The organism is Paraburkholderia atlantica, assembly GCF_000092885.1.
GTDB classification, from domain to species: Bacteria; Pseudomonadota; Gammaproteobacteria; order Burkholderiales; family Burkholderiaceae; genus Paraburkholderia; species Paraburkholderia atlantica.
This window is the reverse complement of record NC_014117.1, coordinates 2,024,964-2,047,035: the sequence shown is the minus strand read 5'-3', so window position 1 is coordinate 2,047,035 and position 22,072 is coordinate 2,024,964. Positions and strand designations below refer to the sequence as shown.

The window sequence follows — 22,072 nt, the reverse complement described above, 5'->3', positions numbered from 1 at the left end:
ACGCGGTCAGGGCGCGCTGCGCCCGTCGAGCCGCGCCGCGCGGTCATTGCCCGGAGCACCCTGATGCATTCATTCCTCGATCATCGCCCGCATGTCCACTCTGCGTTCGTTCTCGGCGCTGCGGCGTTTCGCGAGCCACATCAGCAGCGTGATGAAGCTGCCGAACACGACGATGATCCACTGCGCGGGCATCTTTGCCGTGAGCAGCAGCGCGTACACGCCGAGCATCAGCAGCACCGCGAGGTTCTGGTTGAAATTCTGCACGGCGATCGAGTGACCGGCCGACAGCAGCGTCGCGCCGCGATGCTGCAGGACCGCGTTCATCGGCACGATGAAAAAGCCCGACAGCGCGCCGAGCACGATCATCAGCGGATAGGCCAGCAGAACGTAGTAGGGTGCGACGTGCGTGCCGAAGCGCAGGCCCGCGCCGGGCGGGAACAGGTCCTTGTTGTAGAAGGCCATCGCGATCGCCACTGCGCCCGTCAGCACGCCGACCGGCAAAACCTTCAGCGAGTGACGCAACGGAATCAGCGCGGCCGCACCGGCCGCGCCGATCGCGATGCCGACGCCGGTCACGCCCTGCATCACCGCGGCTTTCGACAACGACAGCCCGAGGTTCACGTTCGCCCATTTGAGCACCAGCAGCTGCATCGTCACCGCGGCGCCCCACATCAGCGTGGTCACCCACAGCGCGATCTGCGCGAGCCGGTCGGCCCACAGAACACGGAAGCAGTGATGGAAATCGCCGAGCAGCTTGTTCGGCTCGGTCAGCCGGTTCGGATAGCGCGCGCCGGTATTCGGAATGAAGACGTTGATCGCGGCGGCGATCGCGTAGGTGAGCATGACCGCGGCCATCGCGAGATCGGCGGCGGAGTGCATCAGCGGCATATGCACGCGCTTGACGAAATGCTCGACGACGGTGCTGATCAGCGCACCGCCGAGCATCGTGCCGACGATCGTCGACAGCACCGTCGCCGATTCGAGCCACGCGTTCGCGTGCACGAGCTTTTCGGCGGGCAGCAGCTCGGTGAGGATGCCGTACTTGGCGGGCGAATACGCGGCCGCGCCGAAGCCGACCACGCCGTAGGCGATCATCGGATGAACGCCGACGATCATCATCAGGCAGCCGCTCGCCTTCAGCGCGTTGGAGATGAACATCACATGGCGCTTTTGCATCGAATCGGCGAACGCGCCGACAAAGGGCGCGAGCAGCACGTACGAGATCGTGAAGAAGATCTGCAGCAGCGGCGTAACCCACGCGGCCGAGCGCATGACGGAAAGCAGCGCGATGGCTGCGATCAACAGCGCATTGTCGGCCAGCGACGAAATGAACTGGGCCGCGATGATCGTATGGAAGCCTTTTTTCATGGGGCCGGTTGGAGTCTGCGCCCGGGGTGAAAGTCGGACAGGGTCAATGCGGCAGGGAGCACAGAACGGTCCCGGCCGAGGCCCTGTCCCGAGTCACCGCGGCTTTTTGGCATGACGCCCCGCACACTTCAACGCCGCCAACAAAAAAGCGGCCGAAGCCGCTTTTCTGCACAACCGTCCTGCGCAGCCGCGGACTGTCCGCGGCGACGCACTTTACGCCGACTGCCGCGTGCGGCTGAAGCGCGACAGAATCGGAATCATCTGCGCGTAGACCTTCGGATTGCCCGCGACGACTTCGCCGACGTGCAGGAAATCCGAATCACCGGTGTAGTTGCCGACCAGACCACCGGCTTCGGTGATCAGCAGGCTGCCCGCCGCGACGTCCCATGCGTTCAGGCCCTGCTCGAAAAAGCCGTCCATGCGGCCGGCCGCGACGTTGGCCAGATCGAGCGCGGCGGCGCCCGGACGGCGCAAGCCCGCGCAGGCTTGGGTCATCTCGGCGAACTGATGGCCGTACGATTCGAGGTTGTCCGACTGGCGGAACGGGAAGCCGGTGCCGATCAGGCAGTCGGCGAGGCGGTCACGCTTGGCGACGCGGATGCGGCGATCGTTGAGGAACGCGCCACGGCCACGCGATGCGGTGAACAGATCGTTGCGGGTCGGATCGTAGACGACGGCCTGCGTGATGATGCCCTTGTGCGCGAGCGCGATCGACACGCAGTAGTAAGGGAAGCCGTGGATGAAGTTGGTGGTGCCGTCGAGCGGATCGATGATCCACTGGTATTCGGAATTGTCGTCCGACTTGCCCGACTCTTCGGCGAGGATGGCGTGATCGGGATAGGCGGTCTTCAGCGTTTCGATGATCGCCGCTTCGGAGGCTTTGTCGATCTCCGTGACGAAATCGTTGTGCTGCTTTTTGCTGACCTGAATCAGGTCGAGATCGAGCGATGCGCGGTTGATAATCTGAGCTGCGCGGCGCGCGGCCTTCACAGCGATATTGAGCATGGGATGCATAAACTGATCCTTGTGCCGGGGCAGCACGACTGCCGGCCGGTAAATAAGCGCGAAACCTGCGCTGACGGGCGCCGCAACGACGCAAAAACAGCACGGAACGGCAGCCCGGCTATCAAACCGGAGCGCATTCCGTCGACGGAGACGAATTGAATAAGAACGGTGCGGCCGGTTCGACGGAGGCTTCAGCAAACGTCGGTGCCGGACGCGAAAAGCGGTATTTTACCTGAGTCCGGCCGCCCTCGCGCAGGTGCTCGCCTACGTAGAGCGGATGTGCCGCACGGGCGCCCGTTGGCGCTACCATACGCGTCTTGAGTTCTAGCCAGCCGAGTTTCATCGTGGATCACACCCACCATTCCTGCGACCCCACCGTAGCCGATTTGCGCGGCGGCTTCACGTCGACGCGTTTCGTGTTGGTCGAGCCCAGCCATCCGGGCAACGTCGGCGCCGCGGCGCGGGCGCTGAAAACCATGGGTTTTTCGCGCCTCGTGCTCGTGTCGCCGCGCGTGCCGAACGTGCAGAACGATCCCGAAGCGATCGCGATGGCGAGCGGCGCCGACGACGTGCTTGCCTCCGTGCACGTGGTGCCATCGCTCGCCGATGCGCTGGCCGGCGTGCACTGGTCGATCGCGCTGACCGCGCGGCTGCGCGAATACGGTCCGCCGCAATGGACACCGCGTGCGGCTGCCGCCGCCGCGCACGCAGAGGCGCTGCACGGCGAGATCGCGCTGGTGTTCGGCAACGAGCGCACGGGCCTGTCGAACGAGGACGTCGAGCGATGCAGTGCGATCGCGCATATTCCGGCCAATCCGGCCTACAGCTCGCTCAATCTCGCGCAGGCGGTGCAGGTGCTGGCGTACGAACTGCGCACCGCGTATCTCGGCACCGATCAAACGACCGACGGCGCGCCCGCCCCGGGGGCACGCATAGCGCCGGCCGAATCCGCCGGTACGCGCGCGCAGATGGCAGCCAGCGACGAGATCGAGAGCATGTTCGTCCACCTGGAAAGCGCACTGGTCGCGCTCGAGTTTCTCGATCCGTCCAACCCGAAGAAGCTGATGTCACGGCTGCGGCGGCTCTTCGCGCGCTCGGGCCTCGAGCGCGAGGAGGTCAACATCGTGCGCGGCATCGCCAAGCACATCCTGCTCAAGACCGGGCGGACCGGCTGACGGTCCGTTGACGAGCCCGTCGCGGCGTACCTGATGCGCCGCCTTGATCTGAGGACAACCTTGCGGGTGACGGGGACTTCAGGCAGGTTTCGCGCAATCGCCCTACAATCCACGAAACGTCAGAAACAAAGCTGCCGCCGTGCTAAGCGGCAGCCATGCCGTCACGTGTGGCGCGAATTGCTGAGTCCCACGCAAGCGCAGAGCGCAAAGCGCGCGGCTCCCCTCACGCAGACGGTTTTTCCCCCAATACAACACAGTCCCTGCCATGTTCACGAGACTTCGCGAAGATATCGCCACGATCCGCGAGCGCGATCCCGCCGCCCGCAGCGCATGGGAAGTGCTCACGTGTTATCCGGGGCTGCACGCGCTCGTGCTGCATCGGATCGCGCACGCGTGCTGGCGTGCGAAGCGCCGCTGGCTCGCGCGTTTCGTGTCGCAGATGGCGCGCTTCATGACCGGCATCGAGATCCATCCGGGCGCGACCGTCGGGCGGCGCGTGTTCATCGATCACGGCATGGGCGTCGTGATCGGCGAGACCGCGCAGATCGGCGACGACTGCACGATCTATCAGGGTGTGACGCTCGGTGGCACGTCGCTCACACGCGGCGCGAAGCGGCATCCGACGCTCGAGCGTGGTGTGATCGTCGGTGCGGGCGCCAAGGTGCTCGGCGGTTTCACGATCGGCGCGGACGCGAAGATCGGATCGAACGCGGTGGTGACGAAGCCGGTGCCCGCGCGTGGTACGGCGGTCGGCAATCCGGCGCGGATCATCGTGCCGGCTGCGCTCGCCACGGACGCGAACGGCGTCAACGCGAATACGAACAACGCCGCGCGTGACGCGAAGCGCGGCGGCGAAATCAGCGCGTTCTGCGCATACGGCATCACGCCCAATGCGGACGATCCGGTTTCGCTCGCGATTCACGGTCTGATCGATCATGCGGCTACCCAGGCGCGGCGTATCGACGAAATCGTCGATGCGCTCGAGCGACTCGGCACGAGCCTCGAAGGGCTGCAAGGCGCGGATGCGGCGCTGCTCGACCTGCGGCGGCTATCGGCGGCGATCGCGGGGAAGGTGGAAGGGGCGGTGGCGGAGCGCTAGATATCGGCGCTTCGGCAGCGCGAAGCGCACGCCATACCTATCAGGCCGAACCCGGCGAAAGCAGGCCAAACCTGGTCAATCCAGCGGCAACGCCCGAATCCCGTCGGCATCGATCTTCAGATAGCCGCCACGGCGTTTGCCGTGATCGAGGTCCCAGTCCGGCAGAACCCAACGCGTGCCGCCAGGCTCGCGATGCCGCGCGGGCAGATGGGTATGCCCATGAATGATCGTCGCGGTCTTCGATTTCTTGAACAGCGCGGCGACACCTCGCGGGGTCACGTCATACTTGATCGACATCGGCCGCGTGCGGCCGTGCTCGCTCTTTGAGCGCATGTTCTCGGCGAGCTTGCGACGCCAGCGAAACGGCCACGCGAGAAACAGTGTTTGCGCGAGTCGATTGCGTGCGAAACACCTGAACAACTGATAGCCGCGATCCGCGGTGCACAGACCATCGCCATGGGCCAGCGCAATGCGCGTGCCGAACGCGGTGATCACGAACGGATCGGGCAGCCAGATCGCGCCGGCCGCTTTCATGAAGCGCTTGCCCAGCAGAAAGTCGCGATTGCCGTGCATGATGTAGAGCGCGATGCCGCGCTCGGACAGCGTGTGCAGCAACGCGGCAATACGGGCGACGAACGGCTCGCTCAGCATGTCGTCGCCGACCCAGTATTCGAACAGGTCGCCGAGGATGAAAACCGAGTCGGCCGCTTCCGCGTTCACGCGGATGAAGTGCTCGAACGCGGCGACCGTGCGCGGAATCGCCTCGCTCAGATGCAGATCGGAGAGGAAGAAAAAAGGGCGCGCGGCGTGCGGGCGTGGGCCCTCGCCTGGCACGCCCGCGGCGACGCTTCGCAGCGGCGTCTCTTGCAGCATTGAAGGTGCCTGCTTTCAGTTCAAACGAGTCGACGCCCGCATCGGGCGCGACTCACTCGCGGCTTAACCGACGACGACAGCCTTTTCGATCACGACGTCATCGACCGGCACGTCCTGATGGAAGCCCTTCGAGCCGGTCTTGACCTTCTTGATCTTCTCGACCACGTCCATGCCTTCGACGACCTTGCCGAACACCGCGTAGCCCCAGCCTTGCGGCGTCGGCGACGAGTGGTTCAGGAAGTCGTTGTCGTTCACGTTGATGAAGAATTGCGCGGTCGCCGAATGCGGGTCGTTGGTACGCGCCATCGCGATCGAGCCGTTCTCGTTCTTCAGACCGTTGTTCGCCTCGTTGGTGATCGGCTCGGCCGTCGGCTTCTGCTTCATGCCGGGTTCGAAGCCGCCGCCCTGGATCATGAAGCCGTCGATCACGCGGTGAAACACCGTGTTGTCGTAGTGGCCGGCCTTCACGTAGTTCAGGAAGTTCTCGACCGACTTCGGTGCCTTTTCGGCGTTCAGCTCGAGTTTGATGACGCCGTGGTTCGTATGCAGTTCAACCATGATGGAATCCTTTGATGAACAGGTGGATAAAAGGCGCGTCGCGTCGTCATGCGCTGACGACAGGCCGCGCCGGGGCGTTGGTTGGGGCCGGGCTTCGGGCGCGCGAGTTCGCTTGCTCGTGCGCTCGCTGGTTCGTTGTTACTTGCTGACCACCGTCGCCGACTGAATCACGACCGGTTTTTGCGGCACATCGCTCATCGGGCCGCGCGTGGTGGTGGGCGTGGCTTCGATGCGCTTCACGACGTCCATGCCGCTCGTGACCTTGCCGAACACCGCGTAGCCGTTGCCGTCCGGATTCGGGTAGTCGAGATTGGCATTGTCCACTGTGTTGATGAAGAACTGCGCGGTGGCGGAATTCGGGTCGCTGGTGCGCGCCATCGCGATCGTACCCGCGGTGTTCTTCAGACCGTTGCGGCTCTCGAGCGGGATCGGCGCACGCGTCGGCTTCTCGGCGAAGCTCTGCGTATAGCCGCCGCCCTGAATCATGAAGCCCGGAATCACGCGATGAAAGATCGTGCCGCTATATTGGCCCGCTTTCACGTAGTCGAGAAAATTCGCGACCGTCTTTGGCGCCTTCTCGGGATACAGATCGACGCGAATGTCACCCTCCGACGTCTTCAACAGCACGGAAGGATGAGCGGCCTGCGAACCGGACTGCGCAAAGGCGGGTGCGTTTGCGATCAGGGCGGCGCTGCCGAGCGCCAACATCAACCATTTCATGAAAATCCTCGGGGTTGGAGAAAACGTGCGGCAGGCAACGAGCCGGCGCTCAGCGCGACGGCGCCATGTACGGCGGCATGGCGAGCGAGCCGTTCGGGCCGCCGAACTGGAAGCTCGGACTGTCCGTGATGTTCGACGTGGGGTGCGCGGCGGGCCCGGTCGTCTGCTCGGCGGCGGGCTGCGACGCCGCGGGAGCGGGTGCGGCAGGGGACACGACCTTCTGGATGTCCGCGAGACGCTGCGCGGTCCTCGGGCTAGCCTTGCCGAGGCTTTCCGCTCGACGGTACGCGGCATCGGCGAGGCGCAGATAGAGGTCGCCGAGGTTCTCGAATGCCAGGCCGTAGTTCGGATTGACCTGGGTGGCCATCTCGAGCGCGGCGCGCGCTTCGGTCAGGCGGCCTTGTCTCGCGAAAAGCGTGGCGAGGTTGTTGTACGGCTCGGGCAACTCGGGATACAACTGCGTGAGTTCGGTGAACGCGGTGATCGCTTCGTCGTCGCGATTCAGATGCACGAGCACGTTTGCGCGTTTGAATTTCGCTTGTGCGTCGCGCGGGTTCGCGGCGACGCGCGCATCGAGTTGGGTCAGCGCGGCTTGCCAGTTTTTCTGGGCGATCGACGCGTCGATTTCCGGCGTGTTGTCACGCACGGCGGGGCCTTGCGGCATCACCGCCGCCTTCTGCGCATAAGCGCTCGCAACCGGCATGGCGGCAAGCGCCGCGACGACGGTGATACGCCACGCGAGGGCGCGCACCGCTTCGAAAGTAACGCCACCAACAACGTCGCCAAACGCAGTCGCGGCGAGGGTCGCAGCGCTGTGCGCGCGGCCGCTGGAGTGTTTCATAGGCTCAGGTCTGGATGTTATACTCCGAGCCATTCTAACAAAAGGTCTGCGCGTTCCGTCGAACCGCCGACTGTCTTTTCGCCACTCGTGGCCGTCTCCGCCCGGTTCGCAGTATCGTCTGCAGCCTGATCGCCGCACGAGGTGCGCCGGTTTAAGCTGTATGCGACGCACCCGTTGTCCTGTTGGTTTCTCGGGTCGCGGCGCGCATGAAGCACAATGCGGACTTCTTTCGGCCCACGCACCGCTCTCTATGGAATCTCTGCGCATCTACAACACGCTCGCGCGTGACAAACAGACTTTCGTGCCGCTGCGCGAAGGTGTCGTGCGGATGTATGTCTGCGGGATGACCGTGTACGACTATTGTCACGTCGGTCATGCGCGCGTGATGGTCGTGTTCGACATCGTGCAGCGCTGGTTGCGCGCGCTTGGGTACAACGTGACCTACGTGCGCAACATTACCGATATCGACGACAAAATCATCAAGCGTGCAGTCGAGAACGGTGAAACTATCAAATCGCTGACTGATCGCTTCATCGCCGCGCTGCATGAAGACGCGGACGCGCTCGGCATCGAGCGTCCGGACATCGAGCCGCGTGCGACCGACTTCATTCCGCAGATGCTCGGCATGATCGAAGCGCTCGAGAAAAACGGCTACGCCTACCAGGCGAGCGACGGCGACGTCAACTACGCGGTACGCAAATTCGCAGGCTACGGCAAGCTGTCGGGCAAATCGCTCGAAGACCTGCGCGCGGGCGAACGCGTAGCGGCCAACGACGCGAAACAGGACCCGCTCGACTTCGTGCTGTGGAAGCAGGCGAAACCCGATGAACCGGCCGACACCGGCTGGGATTCGAAGTACGGGCGCGGTCGTCCCGGCTGGCACATCGAGTGCTCGGCGATGGGCTGCACGCTGCTCGGCGAACAGTTCGACATTCACGGTGGCGGCCAGGATCTGCAGTTTCCGCACCACGAAAACGAGATCGCGCAAAGCGAGGCCGCGACCGGACAAACGTTCGTCAATTACTGGATGCACAACGGCTACGTACAGATCGACAATGAGAAGATGTCGAAGTCGTTGAACAATTTTTTTACGATTCGCGAAGTGCTCGCGCAGTACGATGCAGAGGTGGTGCGTTTCTTCATCGCGCGCGCACATTACCGCTCGCCGCTGAACTACAGCGACGTGCATATCGACGACGCGCGCAATGCACTCGCGCGTTTGTACACGGCGTTGAAAGACGTGACGCCCGATAGTGCCGCGCTCGACTGGAACGAAGCGTACGCGCAGCGTTTCCAGGCGGCGATGAACGACGACTTCAACACGCCGGTGGCCGTGTCGGTGCTGTTCGAACTGGCCACTGAAGTGAATCGCACGCGCGACCCCGCGCTGGCCCGTCAATTGCGCGCGCTTGGCGCGGTGCTCGGGCTGCTCGGACGCGAACCGCGTGCATACCTGCAGCAGGCAGCGGGTGCTGCAGCCGAAGGCGCGCTCGAGCCCGCCGCGATCGAAGCGAAGATCGCCGCGCGCATCGCCGCCAAGCAGGCAAAGGACTATGCGGCAGCAGACCGGATCCGGGCTGAATTGCTCGAGGCCGGCGTTGCCCTTGAAGACAAACCCGGCGGGTTGACCGAGTGGCGGCGCGTGTGAGCGCACCTCGTACTTCCCTCTGAACGACTCGCCAGGCAGGAGGCAGGATGGCAACGGCCACGAAGACGCCGGCTAAACGCGCGGCGTCTCAATCCAGTGCGGCAGCCGCAGCATCGGCTGCGGCTGCCAAGTCGACGCGTGCGTCGACTCGCGCGGGCGACGGCGCGATCGACAAAGCGTCGTCGAAAGCGGGCGGGGCGGCGGCGAAAGCGGGCTCGGCCGCGGCAAAGAAGAGCGCGGCCAAACGCTTGCTCAATGGCGCGGGCGGCGCGGGCACCGATGCCGCGCACGCGCCGGTTGCGAAGCGCGCGAAAACGGCCTCGCGAGCGAAGGGCAATGGCGCAGTACCGGCCGAGCTCGCTGGCGACGTGCAGGAACTCGCACGCGATACGAACGCAGGCGAAGTCGTGCGCAAGACGCGTGTGTCGGCTGCCTCTGCGAGCACGACCAGCGCCGGCGGCGAAGCGGCCGGTGTCGCATCGCTCGCGAACGAAGTCGCGGTGCCGGTGCAGATCGGCGGGCTCGCGCCTGAAGTCACGCGTCCCGCGTATTGGGATAAGGCGTGTGCGGACCTCGTCAAGCGCGATCGCATTCTGAAGAAGCTGATTCCGAAGTTCGGCCCCGTGCATCTGCTGAGTCGAGGCGATCCGTTCGTCACGCTTGCGCGCTCGGTGGTCGGTCAGCAGATTTCGGTCGCGTCGGCGCAGGCGGTGTGGGCGAAGGTCGAAGCCGCGTGTCCGAAGCTCGTGCCGCAGCAGTTCATCAAGCTCGGTCTCGAGAAGCTGACCGCATGCGGTCTGTCGAAACGCAAGGCCGAGTACGTGCTCGATCTCGCGCGGCATTTCGTGTCGGGCGCATTGCATGTCGGCAAGTGGACGTCGATGGACGACGAGGCGGTGATCTCCGAACTCACGCAGATTCGGGGCATCGGTCGCTGGACGGCGGAGATGTTCCTGATCTTCAACCTGTCGCGTCCCGACGTGCTGCCGCTCGACGACCTCGGTCTGATTCGCGCGATCAGCGTCAACTATTTCAGCGGCGAACCCGTCACGCGCAGCGAAGCGCGCGAGGTTGCCGCGAACTGGGAGCCGTGGCGAACCGTGGCGACCTGGTACATGTGGCGTAGTCTCGATCCGTTGCCGGTCGACTACTAAAGAAGAACAGGAAGCGAAGCCGTTTCGAAGACTATCGTGTATATCATGTCGATAGTTGAGAAATGGTTTTGACATCGGCTCGCGCGGTTAGAATACGCGCTGCCCGGTAAGTCCAAGGATTACAACCAAATGAAGACCACGTTTCTGGATTTCGAACAGCCGATCGCTGAACTCGAAGCGAAGATCGAAGAATTGCGCTTCGTGCAGGACGACTCGGCCGTCGATATTTCGGAAGAGATCGAGCGGCTGTCCAAGAAGAGCCAGCAGCTCACTAAAGATCTGTATGCGAACCTCACGCCGTGGCAGGTTTCGCAAATCGCCCGTCATCCGCAGCGTCCGTACACGTTCGACTACGTGAGCGAACTGTTCACCGACTTCCATGAGCTGCATGGCGACCGCAGCTTCGCGGACGATCTTTCGATCGTCGGCGGTCTCGCGCGGTTCAACGGTCAGGCATGCATGGTGATCGGTCATCAGAAGGGCCGCGACACCAAGGAACGCGCGCTGCGTAACTTCGGCATGCCGCGTCCGGAAGGCTATCGTAAGGCCGAGCGTCTGATGCGCCTCGCCGAGAAGTTTGGCTTGCCGATCTTCACGTTCATCGACACGCCGGGCGCGTACCCTGGCATCGGCGCAGAAGAGCGCGGCCAGTCCGAAGCGATCGGCCGCAATCTGTACGTGATGGCCGAGTTGAAGACGCCGCTGATCGCGACGATCATCGGCGAGGGCGGCTCGGGCGGCGCACTCGCGATCGCGGTGGGCGACAGCGTACTGATGCTGCAGTTCTCGACGTACTCGGTGATTTCGCCGGAAGGCTGCGCGTCGATCCTTTGGAAGAGCGCCGCGAAGGCGCCGGAAGCAGCGGAAGCGCTCGGCTTGACCGCGCATCGCCTGAAGGCGCTCGGTCTGATCGACAAGATCGTCAACGAGCCGCTCGGTGGTGCGCATCGCGATCCGAAGGGCATGGCCGCAATGCTGCGCCGTGCGCTCGCCGATTCGCTGCGCCAGTTCCAGGGCATGAGCACCAACGACCTGCGCGAACGCCGTTTCGAACGGCTGATGGCGTACGGCAAATTCAAGGAAACGACGCCGGGCGCATAAGCCCGCGCGTTGACCTGTCTCTATCGTCCACCGGCGCTTTCCGCGCTAACGACGTGACTACCACCGCCGACTCATCCGCCGAGCGCCTCGTGATCGAGGCGCTCGGCGTGGCGCTGTCCGGGCTCGATCCGGCTGCGCGGATTGCGCTCGCATTCAGCGGCGGAGTCGATTCGAGCGTGCTGCTCGATGTGGCGGTGCGCGTCGCGGGTCCCTCGCGTTGTGTGGCGCTGCATGTGCACCATGGTTTGAGTCCAAATGCCGATGCGTGGCTCGCGCATTGCGAGGCATTCGCGCGCGAACGTGGCGTGGAATTCGACGCGCGACGCGTGGACGTTTCGCGCTCGCCGGGCGTGAGCATCGAGGCCGCCGCACGCGACGCGCGTTATCGCGCGCTGGACGCGATGTGCGCAGCGCACGGCATCAGTACGCTCTGGCTCGCGCAGCATGCGGACGATCAGGCTGAGACCGTGCTGCTGCAACTGCTGCGCGGCGCGGGTCTCGCGGGGCTCGCCGCGATGGCGCCAGGCTCGCTGCCGACGGGCGCGTCGACGACACGTATGCGGCCGCTTTTGCATCTGCTGCGCGCGCAACTCGAGGATTATGCGAGCGCGCGCAAGCTGCGCTGGATCGACGACGAATCGAACACGGACACGCGCTATGCGCGCAACGCATTACGTCATCAGGTGATCCCGGTGCTCGCGGTGCATTTCCCGGGCTTTCGCGATGCGCTCGCGCGCACGGCCGCGCATGCGGCATCGGCGCAGCGCTTGCTCGATACGCTGGCGCGCGCGGACATGGAGGGCGCGTCGCGCGATGAAGGACGCGCGCTTGCCCACGACGTGCTGCTCGCCCTCGACGACGATCGCGCGCTGAATCTGCTGCGCTACTGGATGCGTACGCTCGGCTTCGTCGCGGCATCGAGCGCACGTGTCGCGGATGCGCTGCGGCAGTTGCGCGAAGTCGGTGCGGGGCAGGACGGACATCGGCTGCGCATCGATCATGCGGGGCATGCGTTGCGCAGCTATCGCGGCCTCGTCTACTGGGAGGCCGGCGATAGCAGCGAGCCCGCCGACGAAACAGCGCTCGTCGAGCGCGAGATCAGCGAACTCGCGTGGCAAGGGCAAGAGGTCTGGCATCTGCCGCAATGGCGCGGCACGTTGGTGTTCGCGGTCGTGGATGCAGCCGTTCCTTCCGACGTCGCCGACGCAGCGCACGACGCGCCACTTGACGAAGCATTGGACACCGTTCCCGTCAGCGTCCTGCAACGAGCTTCTCTTAGCGTGCGGGCGCGCCGCGGTGGCGAACGCATGCGCATAGGTGCGTCGAACACGCCGAGCCGCACGCTGAAGAACCTGTTTCAGGAGCGCGGCATTCCCGCATGGAAGCGCGACGTGCCATTGCTTTACGTCGGCGATGAACTGCTGTTCGTGCCGCTGATCGGCGTAAATCGTGGGACGGTGCGCGACGCATCCGAGCGCGAAACGCGCGTGAAAATCGCCTGGCGCGAGGACCTGCTGATCGCCTGAGTGCCGCTCGGGCAGTCTCGCATGCCGCGCGTACGCATGTCGAAATAGTGAAATAGGGCGCAAATCAGCGATAAAACAGGCGATTGCGAGGCTGATTTGACGCATTCGGACGCTCTCTGCGTCTTGTCTTTTTGCGCCTAATCAGGTACTTTAGCTTGTTTGCCCGACCCGATTTCGGCGTCGCTTTTGTCGCTATCGGTCGTTAGTGCCGGCAGGCGTGCGTGATCCGTCGTCGCCGTTCAAATCCGATCAGCCATTTGCGATTTCATCCCGGGCAAATCCGCGCGTGCTGCACGCGTGCTGCATCTACGCCGCCACACACTTTGCCGCCGTTCACGAGACGTTGCGCCCCTGTGCTTTCTGTGCGGTCGTCTCCAGCGCGCCAGCGCGGTCTATCTTCCAGTTCAGAACGACAATGGCACTCATCGTACACAAATACGGCGGCACCTCGATGGGCTCGGTCGAGCGCATCAAGAACGTCGCCAAGCGCGTCGCGAAATGGCACAAGGCCGGCCACCAGATGGTCGTCGTGCCCTCGGCAATGTCCGGCGAAACCAATCGCCTGCTTGGCCTCGCGAAAGAAATCACGACTCAACCGAGCCCGCGTGAACTCGACATGATCGCCGCCACCGGGGAGCAGGTCAGCTCGGGTCTGCTCGCGATCGCGCTGCAGGAAGCCGGCGTCGAAGCGGTCAGTTACGCAGGCTGGCAGGTGCCGGTCAGAACCGATAGTGCGTTCACGAAAGCGCGCATCAGCGACATCGACGGCGAGCGCGTCAAGCAAGACCTCGCGGCCGGTAGGGTGGTCGTGATCACCGGCTTCCAGGGTATCGACCCCGACGGCCACATCACGACGCTCGGTCGCGGCGGCTCGGATACCTCGGCAGTCGCGGTCGCGGCCGCGCTGAAGGCCGACGAGTGCCTGATCTACACGGACGTCGACGGTGTGTACACGACGGACCCGCGCGTCGTTGAAGAAGCGCGCCGGCTCGACCGCGTGACGTTCGAAGAAATGCTGGAAATGGCCAGCCTGGGTTCGAAGGTGCTGCAGATCCGCTCGGTGGAGTTCGCCGGCAAATATCAGGTGAAGACGCGCGTGTTGTCGAGCCTGACCGATCCGCTGATGCCGCTCGACGACGAAATGAAGTCGGGCACCCTGATTACTTTTGAAGAAGACGAGACCATGGAAAAAGCAGTCATCTCGGGCATCGCGTTCCAGCGCGACGAAGCTCGTATCGCCGTGATGGGCGTGCCCGACAAGCCGGGCATCGCGTATCAGATTCTCGGCCCGGTGGCGGACGCGAATATCGACGTCGACATGATCATTCAGAACCAGAGCGTCGAGGGCAAGACGGCGTTCACGTTCACGGTTGGCCGCGGCGACTATGCGCGTGCAATGGAGATCCTCACCGGCACGGTGAAGGCGCACGTGCAGGCCGAGCAGGTGCTGGGCGACCCGAAGGTGTCGAAGGTGTCGGTGGTCGGCGTCGGGATGCGCTCGCACGTCGGCATCGCGAGCAAGATGTTCCGCACGCTGTCGGAAGAGGGCATCAACATCCAGATGATCTCGACCTCCGAAATCAAGATTTCGGTGTTGATCGACGAAAAGTACATGGAGCTCGCAGTGCGCGCGCTGCATAAGGCCTTCGAACTCGATCAGGCATAAATGGCGGAAAAAACGGGGCGCTCTAGAGCGCCCCGTTTGTTTTGTGGCGTTCATGTGAACGATTTGCGTCGCGAGACGCCTCGTTGGCACAAAAAATGTTCGCGGGACATTGACCTTCTCGGCCCGGCCCGCTATTATCTTGGCTTCGTCGCACTGACTCCCTGTGCGACAGAAAGTTTGGGAGACGTGGCCGAGAGGTCGAAGGCACTCCCCTGCTAAGGGAGCATCTGGGCCAAAACCTGGATCGAGGGTTCGAATCCCTCCGTCTCCGCCAGCAATGGTGGCGAAACCCCGCAGAGTCTAGGCTCTGCGGGGTTTTTGTTTTTCTGCGACCGTCGTTTCGTTTCCTCACCGCCCGCGCTTTGCGCGGTGACGAGGTGAGGCGCTGCTGACATCGAATCGGCGGCGCCACTCAGTGATGACAATGGCATCACGCAGTTATGCAGGCATCCTGATCACTGAACCCGCGTCGCTCGGAACGCTTGCGCAACGTGTTTGCGTCGCCCGCCAGCGTGACGTTACGGCGGCCTTGCTCGCCATTGCGCCAGGGTTCGGTTTCACGGTCGTCGTCGTTCGAAGCCGCTTTGCGCGGTGCCCGCGCTTTTCGATTCACTCGTGGAACGACGACGGCACCATCAACGTGCCGTGGATGCATCCCGAAGTTACGCGGCACGTGGCGGACCTGATCAAGCTGCGCTCTGGCTTGATCCCGTATCTGTACGAGCTGCTGTGGTAATCACAAAGCGTGTACGAGCCGGTGCTGCGGCGACTGTTCTACCTGCCGGCCGGTTCACGCTGGGTCTCGTACGGCAGCGGCGAAGCGTTCGACGGCGGCCAGACTTTCAGGCCGCCGTCGTCCGCTGCATGTAACCAGACATTACACCGCCGCCGGCCAGGCGATTTTCAGCATCAGTTATTACAAAGTTGAAATACGCCCGTTGCTGCCTTGCGTTATATTTCCGCCAACAAAACATGTTCGTACAAAGGTGATCAATGAAGTCCGCTCGTCTTGTTCCGCTTATGCTCGGGGTGTTGACGTTGGCTGCATCGGGTGCCGCGATGGCCGCGGGGCTCAACGTCGGGGTAAATATCGGCATTCCAGCTCCGGTCTACGTCGCACCGGCTCCGGTCTACGCACCGCCGCCTCCGCCGCCGCCTCCCGTCGTCTACCAGCCGGCTCCGGTGTACTACGGCGGTCCGCAAATCGTGATCGGCTGGCATGGCGACCGTTACTGGGACGGCCATCGCTACTGGGCGCGCGACGACTGGTATCGCCACCATCCGCCGGGCCACGGCGACTATCGGCACGGTCACTACGACCAGCATCACGGCTGGCACTGAGCCGGCACCTCGGCGCGCTAACTGTCCGCTGCGACACCAGAACCGCCCTTCGAGGGCGGTTTTTTGTTTTCTGCGCTGAACCATCGACAACTGACGCATTACGTCGCAGTCGCCCGCCGGATCGCGCAAGCTAATTGGGTAGAATCCCCCACATCGCCACTGCCCACTTACCAGCACGACTCCATGACTACCGGCTCGCGACGGGTTCAAACGCCTGAGGGATTTCGGCACAACGTGATCCATGGACCCTTGCGCGCCGCGTTCGCCGTCGCGCTGCTGTGCGCGAGTCTGCTCGCCGCGCCGCACGCGCGTGCCGCGCATGCAATCGCGCAATACGGCGAGCCGAAATATCCGGCCGGCTTCAAACACTTCGACTACGTCAATCCCGATGCGCCGAAAGGCGGCACGCTAGTGCTCGCGAACCCGAGCCGTCTGACGAGCTTCGACAAGTTCAATCCGTTCACGCTGCGCGGCAATGCGGCGCCCGGCCTCGAATTGATGTTCGAGAGCCTGACGATCGGCAGCAGTGATGAAGTCGCGTCGGCCTACGGGCTGCTCGCCGACGACATCGTCGTCGCGCCCGACGGTCTGTCGGTCACGTTCCACATCAATCCGCGCGCGCGCTTTTCGAACGGCGACCCAGTGACCGCCGACGACGTCAAGTTCTCGCTCGACACGCTGAAGAGCCCGCAGGCCGCGCCGCAGTTCGCATCGCTGTTTAGCGAGATCAAGCGCGCGGTCGTCGTCGATCCGGCCACGGTGCGCTTCGAGTTTCGCGAGCGCAATCGCGAGTTGCCGCTGCTCGCGGGCAGCATGCCGGTGTTCTCGCGCAAGTGGGGGATGAAGCCCGACGGCAGCCGCATTCCGTTCGATCAACTCGCGTTCGAAAAGCCGATCGGCAGCGGACCATATCTGATCGACAGCTTCGACAACGGCCGCACGATCACGTTTAAGCGCGACCCGAACTACTGGGGCGCCGATCTGCCGGTGCGCGTCGGCATGCACAACTTCGATCGCATCGTCTACAAGCTGTATGCGGATAGCACTGCGCGGCTCGAGGCGTTCAAGGCCGGTGAGTACGATGCGCTGGTCGAATACATCGCGCGCAACTGGGTGCGGCGCGACGTCGGCAAGAAGTTCGACAGCGGCGAGTTGATCAAGCGCGTGTTCCCGCAGCACAACGGCACCGGCATGCAGGGCTTTTTCCTGAACACGCGCCGGCCGCTGTTCCAGGACGTGCGTGTGCGCAAGGCGCTCGATCTCGCGCTCGACTTTCAATGGCTGAACCGCCAGCTGTTTTTCAGCCAGTACACGCGCATCGACAGCTATTTCGCCAACACCGAATGGCAGGCGAAGGGGCTGCCGTCGCCCGGCGAGCTCGCGCTGCTCGAGCCGTTTCGCTCGCAGCTCGATCCGGCGGTATTCGGGCCGCTGCCGAAGCAGCCCGATACCGATCCGCCCGGCTCGCTGCGCGCGAATCTGCTGGAGGCGCGCGATCTGCTGCAGCAGGCCGGCTGGACCTATCGCGACGGCGCGCTGCGCAACGCGAAGGGCGAGCCGTTCCAGTTCGAGATACTCGACGACGCGGGTTCGGCCTCGTCGATGGAGCCGATCATCGCGACTTTCACGCGCAATCTGCAGAAGCTCGGCATCACCGTGAACTTCCGCACGACCGATTTCGCGGTCTATCAGAAGCGGCTGGACGCATTCGATTTCGACGTGACGACGATTCGGATGCCGGACGTGCAGGTGCCGGGCTCCGAGCAGATTACCCGCTTCGGCAGCAAGGCTGCCGATACCCCCGGCTCGGACAATGCGATCGGCCTGAAGTCGCCGGCCGTCGACTCGGTGCTGAACGCGCTCGTGCACGCGCAAACGCGCGAGCAACTGACCGACGCCGCGCATGCACTCGACCGTCTGCTGATGCATGGCTACTATGTGGTGCCGCACTGGTACAGCGGCACGCATCGCGTCGCGTACAAGCGCGGGCTCGCGTGGCCGAAGACTTTGCCGCTGTACTATGGCGCGGAAGGCTGGATCACGACGATGTGGTGGTACGAAGATCCGCAGGCGCACACGGCCAGCGCCGATTGATCCGCAGACCCATCGCCCCCACCAACGCGTTCGCACTGGAACACCGCCTATGTGGAGCTACATCCTCAAACGCCTGCTGCTGATGATACCGACGCTGCTCGGCGTGCTGACGCTGACCTTCGTCGTGATCCAGTTCGTGCCGGGCGGTCCCGTCGAGCAGATGCAGCACGAGTTGCGCAAAGGCGCGGAGGGCGCCTCGCCGTTCGGTTTGCGCTCGCATAGCGGCGTCGACGCGCAACAGATCGCGCAGCTGAAGCAGCTGTACGGTTTCGACAAGCCGCCGCTCGAACGCTACGTGCTGATGCTCAAGCGCTTCGCGACCTTCGATCTCGGCCAGAGCTATTTCCGGCATCAGAGCGTGTGGTCGCTGATCGTGTCGAAGCTGCCGGTGTCGATCAGCATCGGTCTGTGGACGTTCTTTCTCACTTATCTGATATCGGTGCCGCTCGGCATCGCGAAGGCGGTGCGCAACGGCTCGCACTTCGATATCGCGACCAGCCTCGTCGTGCTGGTCGGCTATGCGATTCCGGGCTTCGTACTCGGCGTGCTGCTGCTCGTGCTGTTCGGCGGCGGCACGTTCCTGCAACTGTTTCCGTTGCGCAATCTCACTTCCGACAACTGGGATCAGCTGAGCCTCGTTGGCAAGATCCTCGACTATCTGTGGCATATCACGTTGCCGATTACGGCGTCGGTGGTGGGCAGCTTCGCGGTCGTCACGATGTTGACGAAAAACGCGTTCCTCGACGAAATCCGCAAGCAGTACGTGCTGACCGCGCGCGCCAAAGGTTTGTCCGAGCGGCGCGTGTTGTGGAAGCACGTATTTCGCAATGCGCTGCTGCCGCTGATCGTCAATTTCCCGGGCGCGTTCATCGGCGCGTTCTTCACCGGGAGCCTGCTGATCGAAACGCTGTTTTCGCTCGACGGGCTCGGCTTGCTGTCGTACGAATCGGTGATGCGGCGCGACTATCCGGTCGTGCTCGGCACGCTGTATCTGTTCACGCTGATCGGCCTCGTCACGCGGCTGATCTCAGACCTTTGTTACGTGTGGGTCGATCCCCGCATCCAATTCGAACAACTGGAGCGCTGATGAATCGAGCCCGCCTTTCCGCCGATGCGGCGGCACGCACCCAACCCGCGCGCGCATTGATCTCGCCGTCGCCGGCGCGTCGCGTGTGGCAGCGGTTTCGCCAGCAGCGTCTCGGCTACTGGAGCCTTATCATCTTCGTCGTCGCGTTCGCGGCGAGCCTCGTGGGGCCGCTGTGGTCGAACGACAAGCCGGTCGTCGTGCGCTACGACGGCCATCTGTATTTTCCGCTCGTGAAGACCTACGCGGAGACCACCTTCGGTGGCGACTTCCCGACGCCGACCGATTATCTCGATCCGTACATCCGTCACCGCTTCGATGCGCCAGGCAACTTCGCGCTGTATCCGCCGAATCATTACTACTACGACACGCTCAACTACTTCTCGAAGGCGCCCAACCCGGCGCCGCCGTCGCGCGAGAACTGGCTCGGTACCGACGACCGCGGCCGCGATCTGTTTGCGCGCCTGCTGTACGGCTTCGGCGTGTCGGTCGTGTTCGGGCTCGTGCTGACTGTGATCAGCACGATAGTCGGCATCGTCGCGGGGGCGGTGCAAGGTTACTTCGGGGGGCGAACGGATATCGTCGGGCAGCGGTTGATCGAAATCTGGAACGCGATGCCGCAGCTCTATCTGCTGATCATCTTTTCGTCGATCTTCGAGCGCAGCTTCGCGCTGCTGATCGTGCTGCTGTCGCTGTTCAACTGGATCGGCCTGTCCGATTACGTGCGCGCCGAATTCCTGCGCAATCGCCAGCAGGACTATGTGCGCGCCGCGCGCGCGATGGGTCTGTCGCATTGGCAGATCATGTGGCGTCACGTGTTGCCGAACAGTCTGACGCCGGTCATCACGTTCCTGCCGTTCAGCATGAGCAGCGCGATTCTCGCGCTGACGAGTCTCGACTTCCTCGGCCTCGGCGTGCCGCCGCCCACTCCAAGCCTTGGCGAGTTGCTCGCGCAGGGCAAGGCGAATCTCGACGCATGGTGGATCTCAGTGTCGACCTTCGGCGTGCTGGTGGCGATGCTGTTGTTGTTGACCTTCATGGGCGACGCGCTGCGCAACGCGCTCGACACGCGTATCTCCGATGCGATACACGCCGGAGGTGGCCAGTGAGCGCGCTGCGGCAAATCGATCCGCAATCGACGGATACGCCGCTGCTCGAACTCGACCATCTGCGGGTTGCGTTCGGCGACACGTTGGCCGTCGACGACGTCACGCTCGCGATCGCGCGCGGCGAGCGCGTCGCGCTCGTCGGCGAGTCGGGCTCGGGCAAGAGCGTGACCGCACTGTCGGTGCTGCGCCTGCTGAACGACGCGCAGGTGAGCGGCGCGATTCGCTTCGATGGCGAAGACCTGCTCGCGAAGAGCGAGCGCTCGATGCGCGGGCTGCGCGGCTCGGCCATCGCGATGATCTTTCAGGAGCCGATGACCGCGCTCAATCCGCTCTATACGATTGGCGACCAGATTGCGGAGACGATCGTCGTGCATGACGGCGTCAGCATGGCCGAGGCGTGCAGTCGGGCGGTCGCGTTGCTTGCGCGCACCGGCATCGCCGAACCGGAGAAGCGCGTCAACAGCTATCCGCATCAGCTGTCGGGCGGCCAGCGGCAGCGCGCAATGATCGCGATGGCGCTCGCCTGTCGGCCGCGCCTGTTGCTCGCCGACGAGCCGACCACCGCGCTCGACGTGACGATTCGCGCGCAGATCGTCGAGCTGCTGCTGGAATTGCAGCGCGACGAAGCACAAAAGCGCGGCATGGCCGTGCTGCTGATCACGCACGACCTGAACCTGGTGCGTCACTTCGCGCAGCGTGTTGCGGTAATGGAGCGGGGCGTGCTGGTCGAAACCGGCACGGTCGAGCAGGTGTTCGAGGCGCCGCGCCATCCATATACCCAGCGGCTGCTCGCCAGCCGGCCGCAGCGCGAGGTCGCGCCGGTGCTGCCGATCTCGCCAGTGCTGCTCGAAGCGCGCGACGTGTCGGTCGACTTCAAAACGAAACTGCCGGGCCTGCGTGGCTGGTTCGGCGGCGGGCGGTTTCGCGCGGTCGACGCGGCGAACGTGTCGGTGCGCCAGGGCGAGACGCTCGGGATCGTCGGCGAATCGGGGTCGGGCAAGTCGACGCTCGCGATGGCGCTGCTCGGTCTGCAGCGCACCGCGCACGGCGAGATCGAGTTTCAGGGCAGGGCGCTCGCGAGCTATCGGGGCGCCGAAAAGACCGCGCTGCGCTCGAATATGCAGGTTGTCTTTCAAGACCCTTTTAGTTCGCTTTCACCGCGGCAGACGATCGAGCGGATCGTCGGCGAGGGGCTCGCGCTGCATCGGCCGCAAATGACCCCGCAGGCCCGGCGCGACAAGGTGGTCGCGGTGCTGCGCGAAGTCGGCATCGACCGTGCCGTGCTGTATCGCTATCCGCATGAGTTTTCGGGCGGGCAGCGGCAGCGCATCGCCATCGCGCGCGCGCTGGTACTGGAGCCGCGCGTGCTGATCCTCGACGAACCGACCAGCGCGCTCGACGTGTCGATTCAGCAGCAGGTGCTCAAGCTGCTCACCGGTTTGCAGCACAAGTACAACCTCGGCTTCGTGTTCATCAGCCACGACCTGGAGGTGATCGGGGCGATGGCGCACCGTGTCGTGGTGATGCAAAACGGATCGATCGTCGAGACTGGGGATGTCGAGAAGATTTTTGCGGCACCCGCGCATCCTTACACGCGAAAGCTGCTGAAAGCGGCGCTTGACCGTTGATTTTTCACCTTTCCCCAATTGGGTGCGTATCTCGATTGATTTTTTCTATTCCTTTTGACACGCAAATACTTACTGGCTAGTA

General features: G+C 63.9%; 18 protein-coding genes, 1 tRNA gene and 1 pseudogene. 14 read left to right on the top strand and 6 right to left on the bottom strand.

Features of this window, described 5'->3' with window-relative positions; translation table 11 throughout:
* Positions 1–69 precede the first annotated feature (69 nt).
* Both lplT and BC1002_RS09120 read right to left on the bottom strand, forming a co-directional pair.
* Entirely contained in the window at positions 70–1,368 is a 1,299-nt protein-coding gene (lplT, locus tag BC1002_RS09125) for a lysophospholipid transporter LplT (RefSeq protein WP_013089760.1), read from the bottom strand.
* A 213-nt stretch (positions 1,369–1,581) separates the two neighbouring features.
* Positions 1,582–2,382: an inositol monophosphatase family protein gene (locus BC1002_RS09120; protein ID WP_013089759.1), complete on the bottom strand. Its 801-nt coding sequence runs from the start codon at positions 2,380–2,382 to the stop codon at positions 1,582–1,584.
* Between the two features lie 335 nt (positions 2,383–2,717).
* Between BC1002_RS09120 and BC1002_RS09115 the strand changes: the two genes are divergently transcribed.
* Together BC1002_RS09115 and cysE are read left to right on the top strand one after the other, a co-directional pair.
* Positions 2,718–3,548 carry an RNA methyltransferase gene (locus tag BC1002_RS09115; RefSeq protein WP_013089758.1) on the top strand — a complete coding sequence of 277 codons (831 nt, stop codon included), beginning with the start codon at positions 2,718–2,720 and terminating at the stop codon, positions 3,546–3,548.
* 265 nt (positions 3,549–3,813) lie between these two features.
* Positions 3,814–4,647, top strand: a complete 834-nt coding sequence (gene cysE, locus BC1002_RS09110; RefSeq protein ID WP_013089757.1) for a serine O-acetyltransferase — start codon at positions 3,814–3,816, stop codon at positions 4,645–4,647.
* A gap of 75 nt (positions 4,648–4,722) precedes the next feature.
* Here cysE and BC1002_RS09105 read toward each other — a convergent pair whose 3' ends face one another.
* From BC1002_RS09105 to BC1002_RS09090, 4 genes are all read right to left on the bottom strand, one after another.
* Entirely contained in the window at positions 4,723–5,520 is a 798-nt protein-coding gene (locus BC1002_RS09105) for a UDP-2,3-diacylglucosamine diphosphatase (protein WP_013089756.1), read from the bottom strand.
* Positions 5,521–5,583: 63 nt separating this feature from the next.
* The gene (locus BC1002_RS09100; protein ID WP_013089755.1) at positions 5,584–6,078 is read right to left on the bottom strand and encodes a peptidylprolyl isomerase; all 495 of its coding nucleotides are present in this window, start codon (positions 6,076–6,078) and stop codon (positions 5,584–5,586) included.
* A gap of 138 nt (positions 6,079–6,216) precedes the next feature.
* Positions 6,217–6,798 carry a peptidylprolyl isomerase gene (locus tag BC1002_RS09095; RefSeq protein WP_013089754.1) on the bottom strand — a complete coding sequence of 194 codons (582 nt, stop codon included), beginning with the start codon at positions 6,796–6,798 and terminating at the stop codon, positions 6,217–6,219.
* Positions 6,799–6,847: 49 nt separating this feature from the next.
* The gene (locus BC1002_RS09090; RefSeq protein WP_013089753.1) at positions 6,848–7,639 is read right to left on the bottom strand and encodes a tetratricopeptide repeat protein; all 792 of its coding nucleotides are present in this window, start codon (positions 7,637–7,639) and stop codon (positions 6,848–6,850) included.
* Between the two features lie 250 nt (positions 7,640–7,889).
* On the opposite strand from BC1002_RS09090, the gene cysS reads away from it, so the two are divergent.
* The 12 genes and pseudogenes from cysS (at position 7,890) to BC1002_RS09030 (ending at position 21,990) form a co-directional block, all read left to right on the top strand.
* On the top strand, positions 7,890–9,287 hold the full coding sequence (gene cysS / locus BC1002_RS09085; RefSeq protein ID WP_013089752.1) for a cysteine--tRNA ligase: 1,398 nt from the start codon (positions 7,890–7,892) through the stop codon (positions 9,285–9,287).
* A gap of 47 nt (positions 9,288–9,334) precedes the next feature.
* Positions 9,335–10,441, top strand: a complete 1,107-nt coding sequence (locus BC1002_RS09080) for a DNA-3-methyladenine glycosylase family protein (RefSeq protein WP_013089751.1) — start codon at positions 9,335–9,337, stop codon at positions 10,439–10,441.
* 129 nt (positions 10,442–10,570) lie between these two features.
* A complete protein-coding gene (locus BC1002_RS09075; protein ID WP_013089750.1) occupies positions 10,571–11,542 on the top strand; it encodes an acetyl-CoA carboxylase carboxyltransferase subunit alpha in 972 nt (323 codons plus the stop codon).
* Between the two features lie 53 nt (positions 11,543–11,595).
* The gene (tilS, locus tag BC1002_RS09070; RefSeq protein WP_013089749.1) at positions 11,596–13,068 is read left to right on the top strand and encodes a tRNA lysidine(34) synthetase TilS; all 1,473 of its coding nucleotides are present in this window, start codon (positions 11,596–11,598) and stop codon (positions 13,066–13,068) included.
* Positions 13,069–13,483: 415 nt separating this feature from the next.
* On the top strand, positions 13,484–14,734 hold the full coding sequence (locus tag BC1002_RS09065; RefSeq protein ID WP_013089748.1) for an aspartate kinase: 1,251 nt from the start codon (positions 13,484–13,486) through the stop codon (positions 14,732–14,734).
* Between the two features lie 180 nt (positions 14,735–14,914).
* Positions 14,915–15,008: transfer RNA gene (locus tag BC1002_RS09060), tRNA-Ser, on the top strand.
* A gap of 321 nt (positions 15,009–15,329) precedes the next feature.
* Positions 15,330–15,590: pseudogene (locus tag BC1002_RS36160) on the top strand (TIM-barrel domain-containing protein); the annotation flags it as partial.
* A 137-nt stretch (positions 15,591–15,727) separates the two neighbouring features.
* Positions 15,728–16,075, top strand: coding sequence for a hypothetical protein (locus BC1002_RS09050; protein WP_013089747.1), 348 nt, complete (start codon positions 15,728–15,730; stop codon positions 16,073–16,075).
* Between the two features lie 183 nt (positions 16,076–16,258).
* Positions 16,259–18,169, top strand: a complete 1,911-nt coding sequence (locus BC1002_RS09045) for an extracellular solute-binding protein (protein ID WP_013089746.1) — start codon at positions 16,259–16,261, stop codon at positions 18,167–18,169.
* Between the two features lie 49 nt (positions 18,170–18,218).
* On the top strand, positions 18,219–19,256 hold the full coding sequence (locus BC1002_RS09040) for a microcin C ABC transporter permease YejB (RefSeq protein WP_013089745.1): 1,038 nt from the start codon (positions 18,219–18,221) through the stop codon (positions 19,254–19,256).
* On the top strand, positions 19,256–20,362 hold the full coding sequence (locus BC1002_RS09035; RefSeq protein WP_013089744.1) for an ABC transporter permease: 1,107 nt from the start codon (positions 19,256–19,258) through the stop codon (positions 20,360–20,362). Before BC1002_RS09040 ends, BC1002_RS09035 begins: the two co-directional genes overlap by 1 nt.
* On the top strand, positions 20,359–21,990 hold the full coding sequence (locus tag BC1002_RS09030; protein ID WP_013089743.1) for an ABC transporter ATP-binding protein: 1,632 nt from the start codon (positions 20,359–20,361) through the stop codon (positions 21,988–21,990). Before BC1002_RS09035 ends, BC1002_RS09030 begins: the two co-directional genes overlap by 4 nt.
* The last annotated feature ends 82 nt before the right edge of the window (positions 21,991–22,072 follow it).

Bases quoted from the DNA above. Each gene is read 5' to 3' on its own strand.
- BC1002_RS09045 (WP_013089746.1), top strand. From the start codon at position 16,259: ATGACTACCGGCTCGCGACGGGTTCAAACGCCTGAGGGATTTCGGCAC.
- BC1002_RS09050 (WP_013089747.1), top strand. From the start codon at position 15,728: ATGAAGTCCGCTCGTCTTGTTCCGCTTATGCTCGGGGTGTTGACGTTG.
- BC1002_RS09065 (WP_013089748.1), top strand. From the start codon at position 13,484: ATGGCACTCATCGTACACAAATACGGCGGCACCTCGATGGGCTCGGTC.
- cysE (WP_013089757.1), top strand. From the start codon at position 3,814: ATGTTCACGAGACTTCGCGAAGATATCGCCACGATCCGCGAGCGCGAT.
- BC1002_RS09040 (WP_013089745.1), top strand. From the start codon at position 18,219: ATGTGGAGCTACATCCTCAAACGCCTGCTGCTGATGATACCGACGCTG.
- lplT (WP_013089760.1), bottom strand. From the start codon at position 1,368: ATGAAAAAAGGCTTCCATACGATCATCGCGGCCCAGTTCATTTCGTCG.
- BC1002_RS09075 (WP_013089750.1), top strand. From the start codon at position 10,571: ATGAAGACCACGTTTCTGGATTTCGAACAGCCGATCGCTGAACTCGAA.
- BC1002_RS09105 (WP_013089756.1), bottom strand. From the start codon at position 5,520: ATGCTGCAAGAGACGCCGCTGCGAAGCGTCGCCGCGGGCGTGCCAGGC.
- BC1002_RS09095 (WP_013089754.1), bottom strand. From the start codon at position 6,798: ATGAAATGGTTGATGTTGGCGCTCGGCAGCGCCGCCCTGATCGCAAAC.
- BC1002_RS09080 (WP_013089751.1), top strand. From the start codon at position 9,335: ATGGCAACGGCCACGAAGACGCCGGCTAAACGCGCGGCGTCTCAATCC.
- BC1002_RS09035 (WP_013089744.1), top strand. From the start codon at position 19,256: ATGAATCGAGCCCGCCTTTCCGCCGATGCGGCGGCACGCACCCAACCC.
- BC1002_RS09090 (WP_013089753.1), bottom strand. From the start codon at position 7,639: ATGAAACACTCCAGCGGCCGCGCGCACAGCGCTGCGACCCTCGCCGCG.
- BC1002_RS09100 (WP_013089755.1), bottom strand. From the start codon at position 6,078: ATGGTTGAACTGCATACGAACCACGGCGTCATCAAACTCGAGCTGAAC.
- cysS (WP_013089752.1), top strand. From the start codon at position 7,890: ATGGAATCTCTGCGCATCTACAACACGCTCGCGCGTGACAAACAGACT.
- BC1002_RS09120 (WP_013089759.1), bottom strand. From the start codon at position 2,382: ATGCATCCCATGCTCAATATCGCTGTGAAGGCCGCGCGCCGCGCAGCT.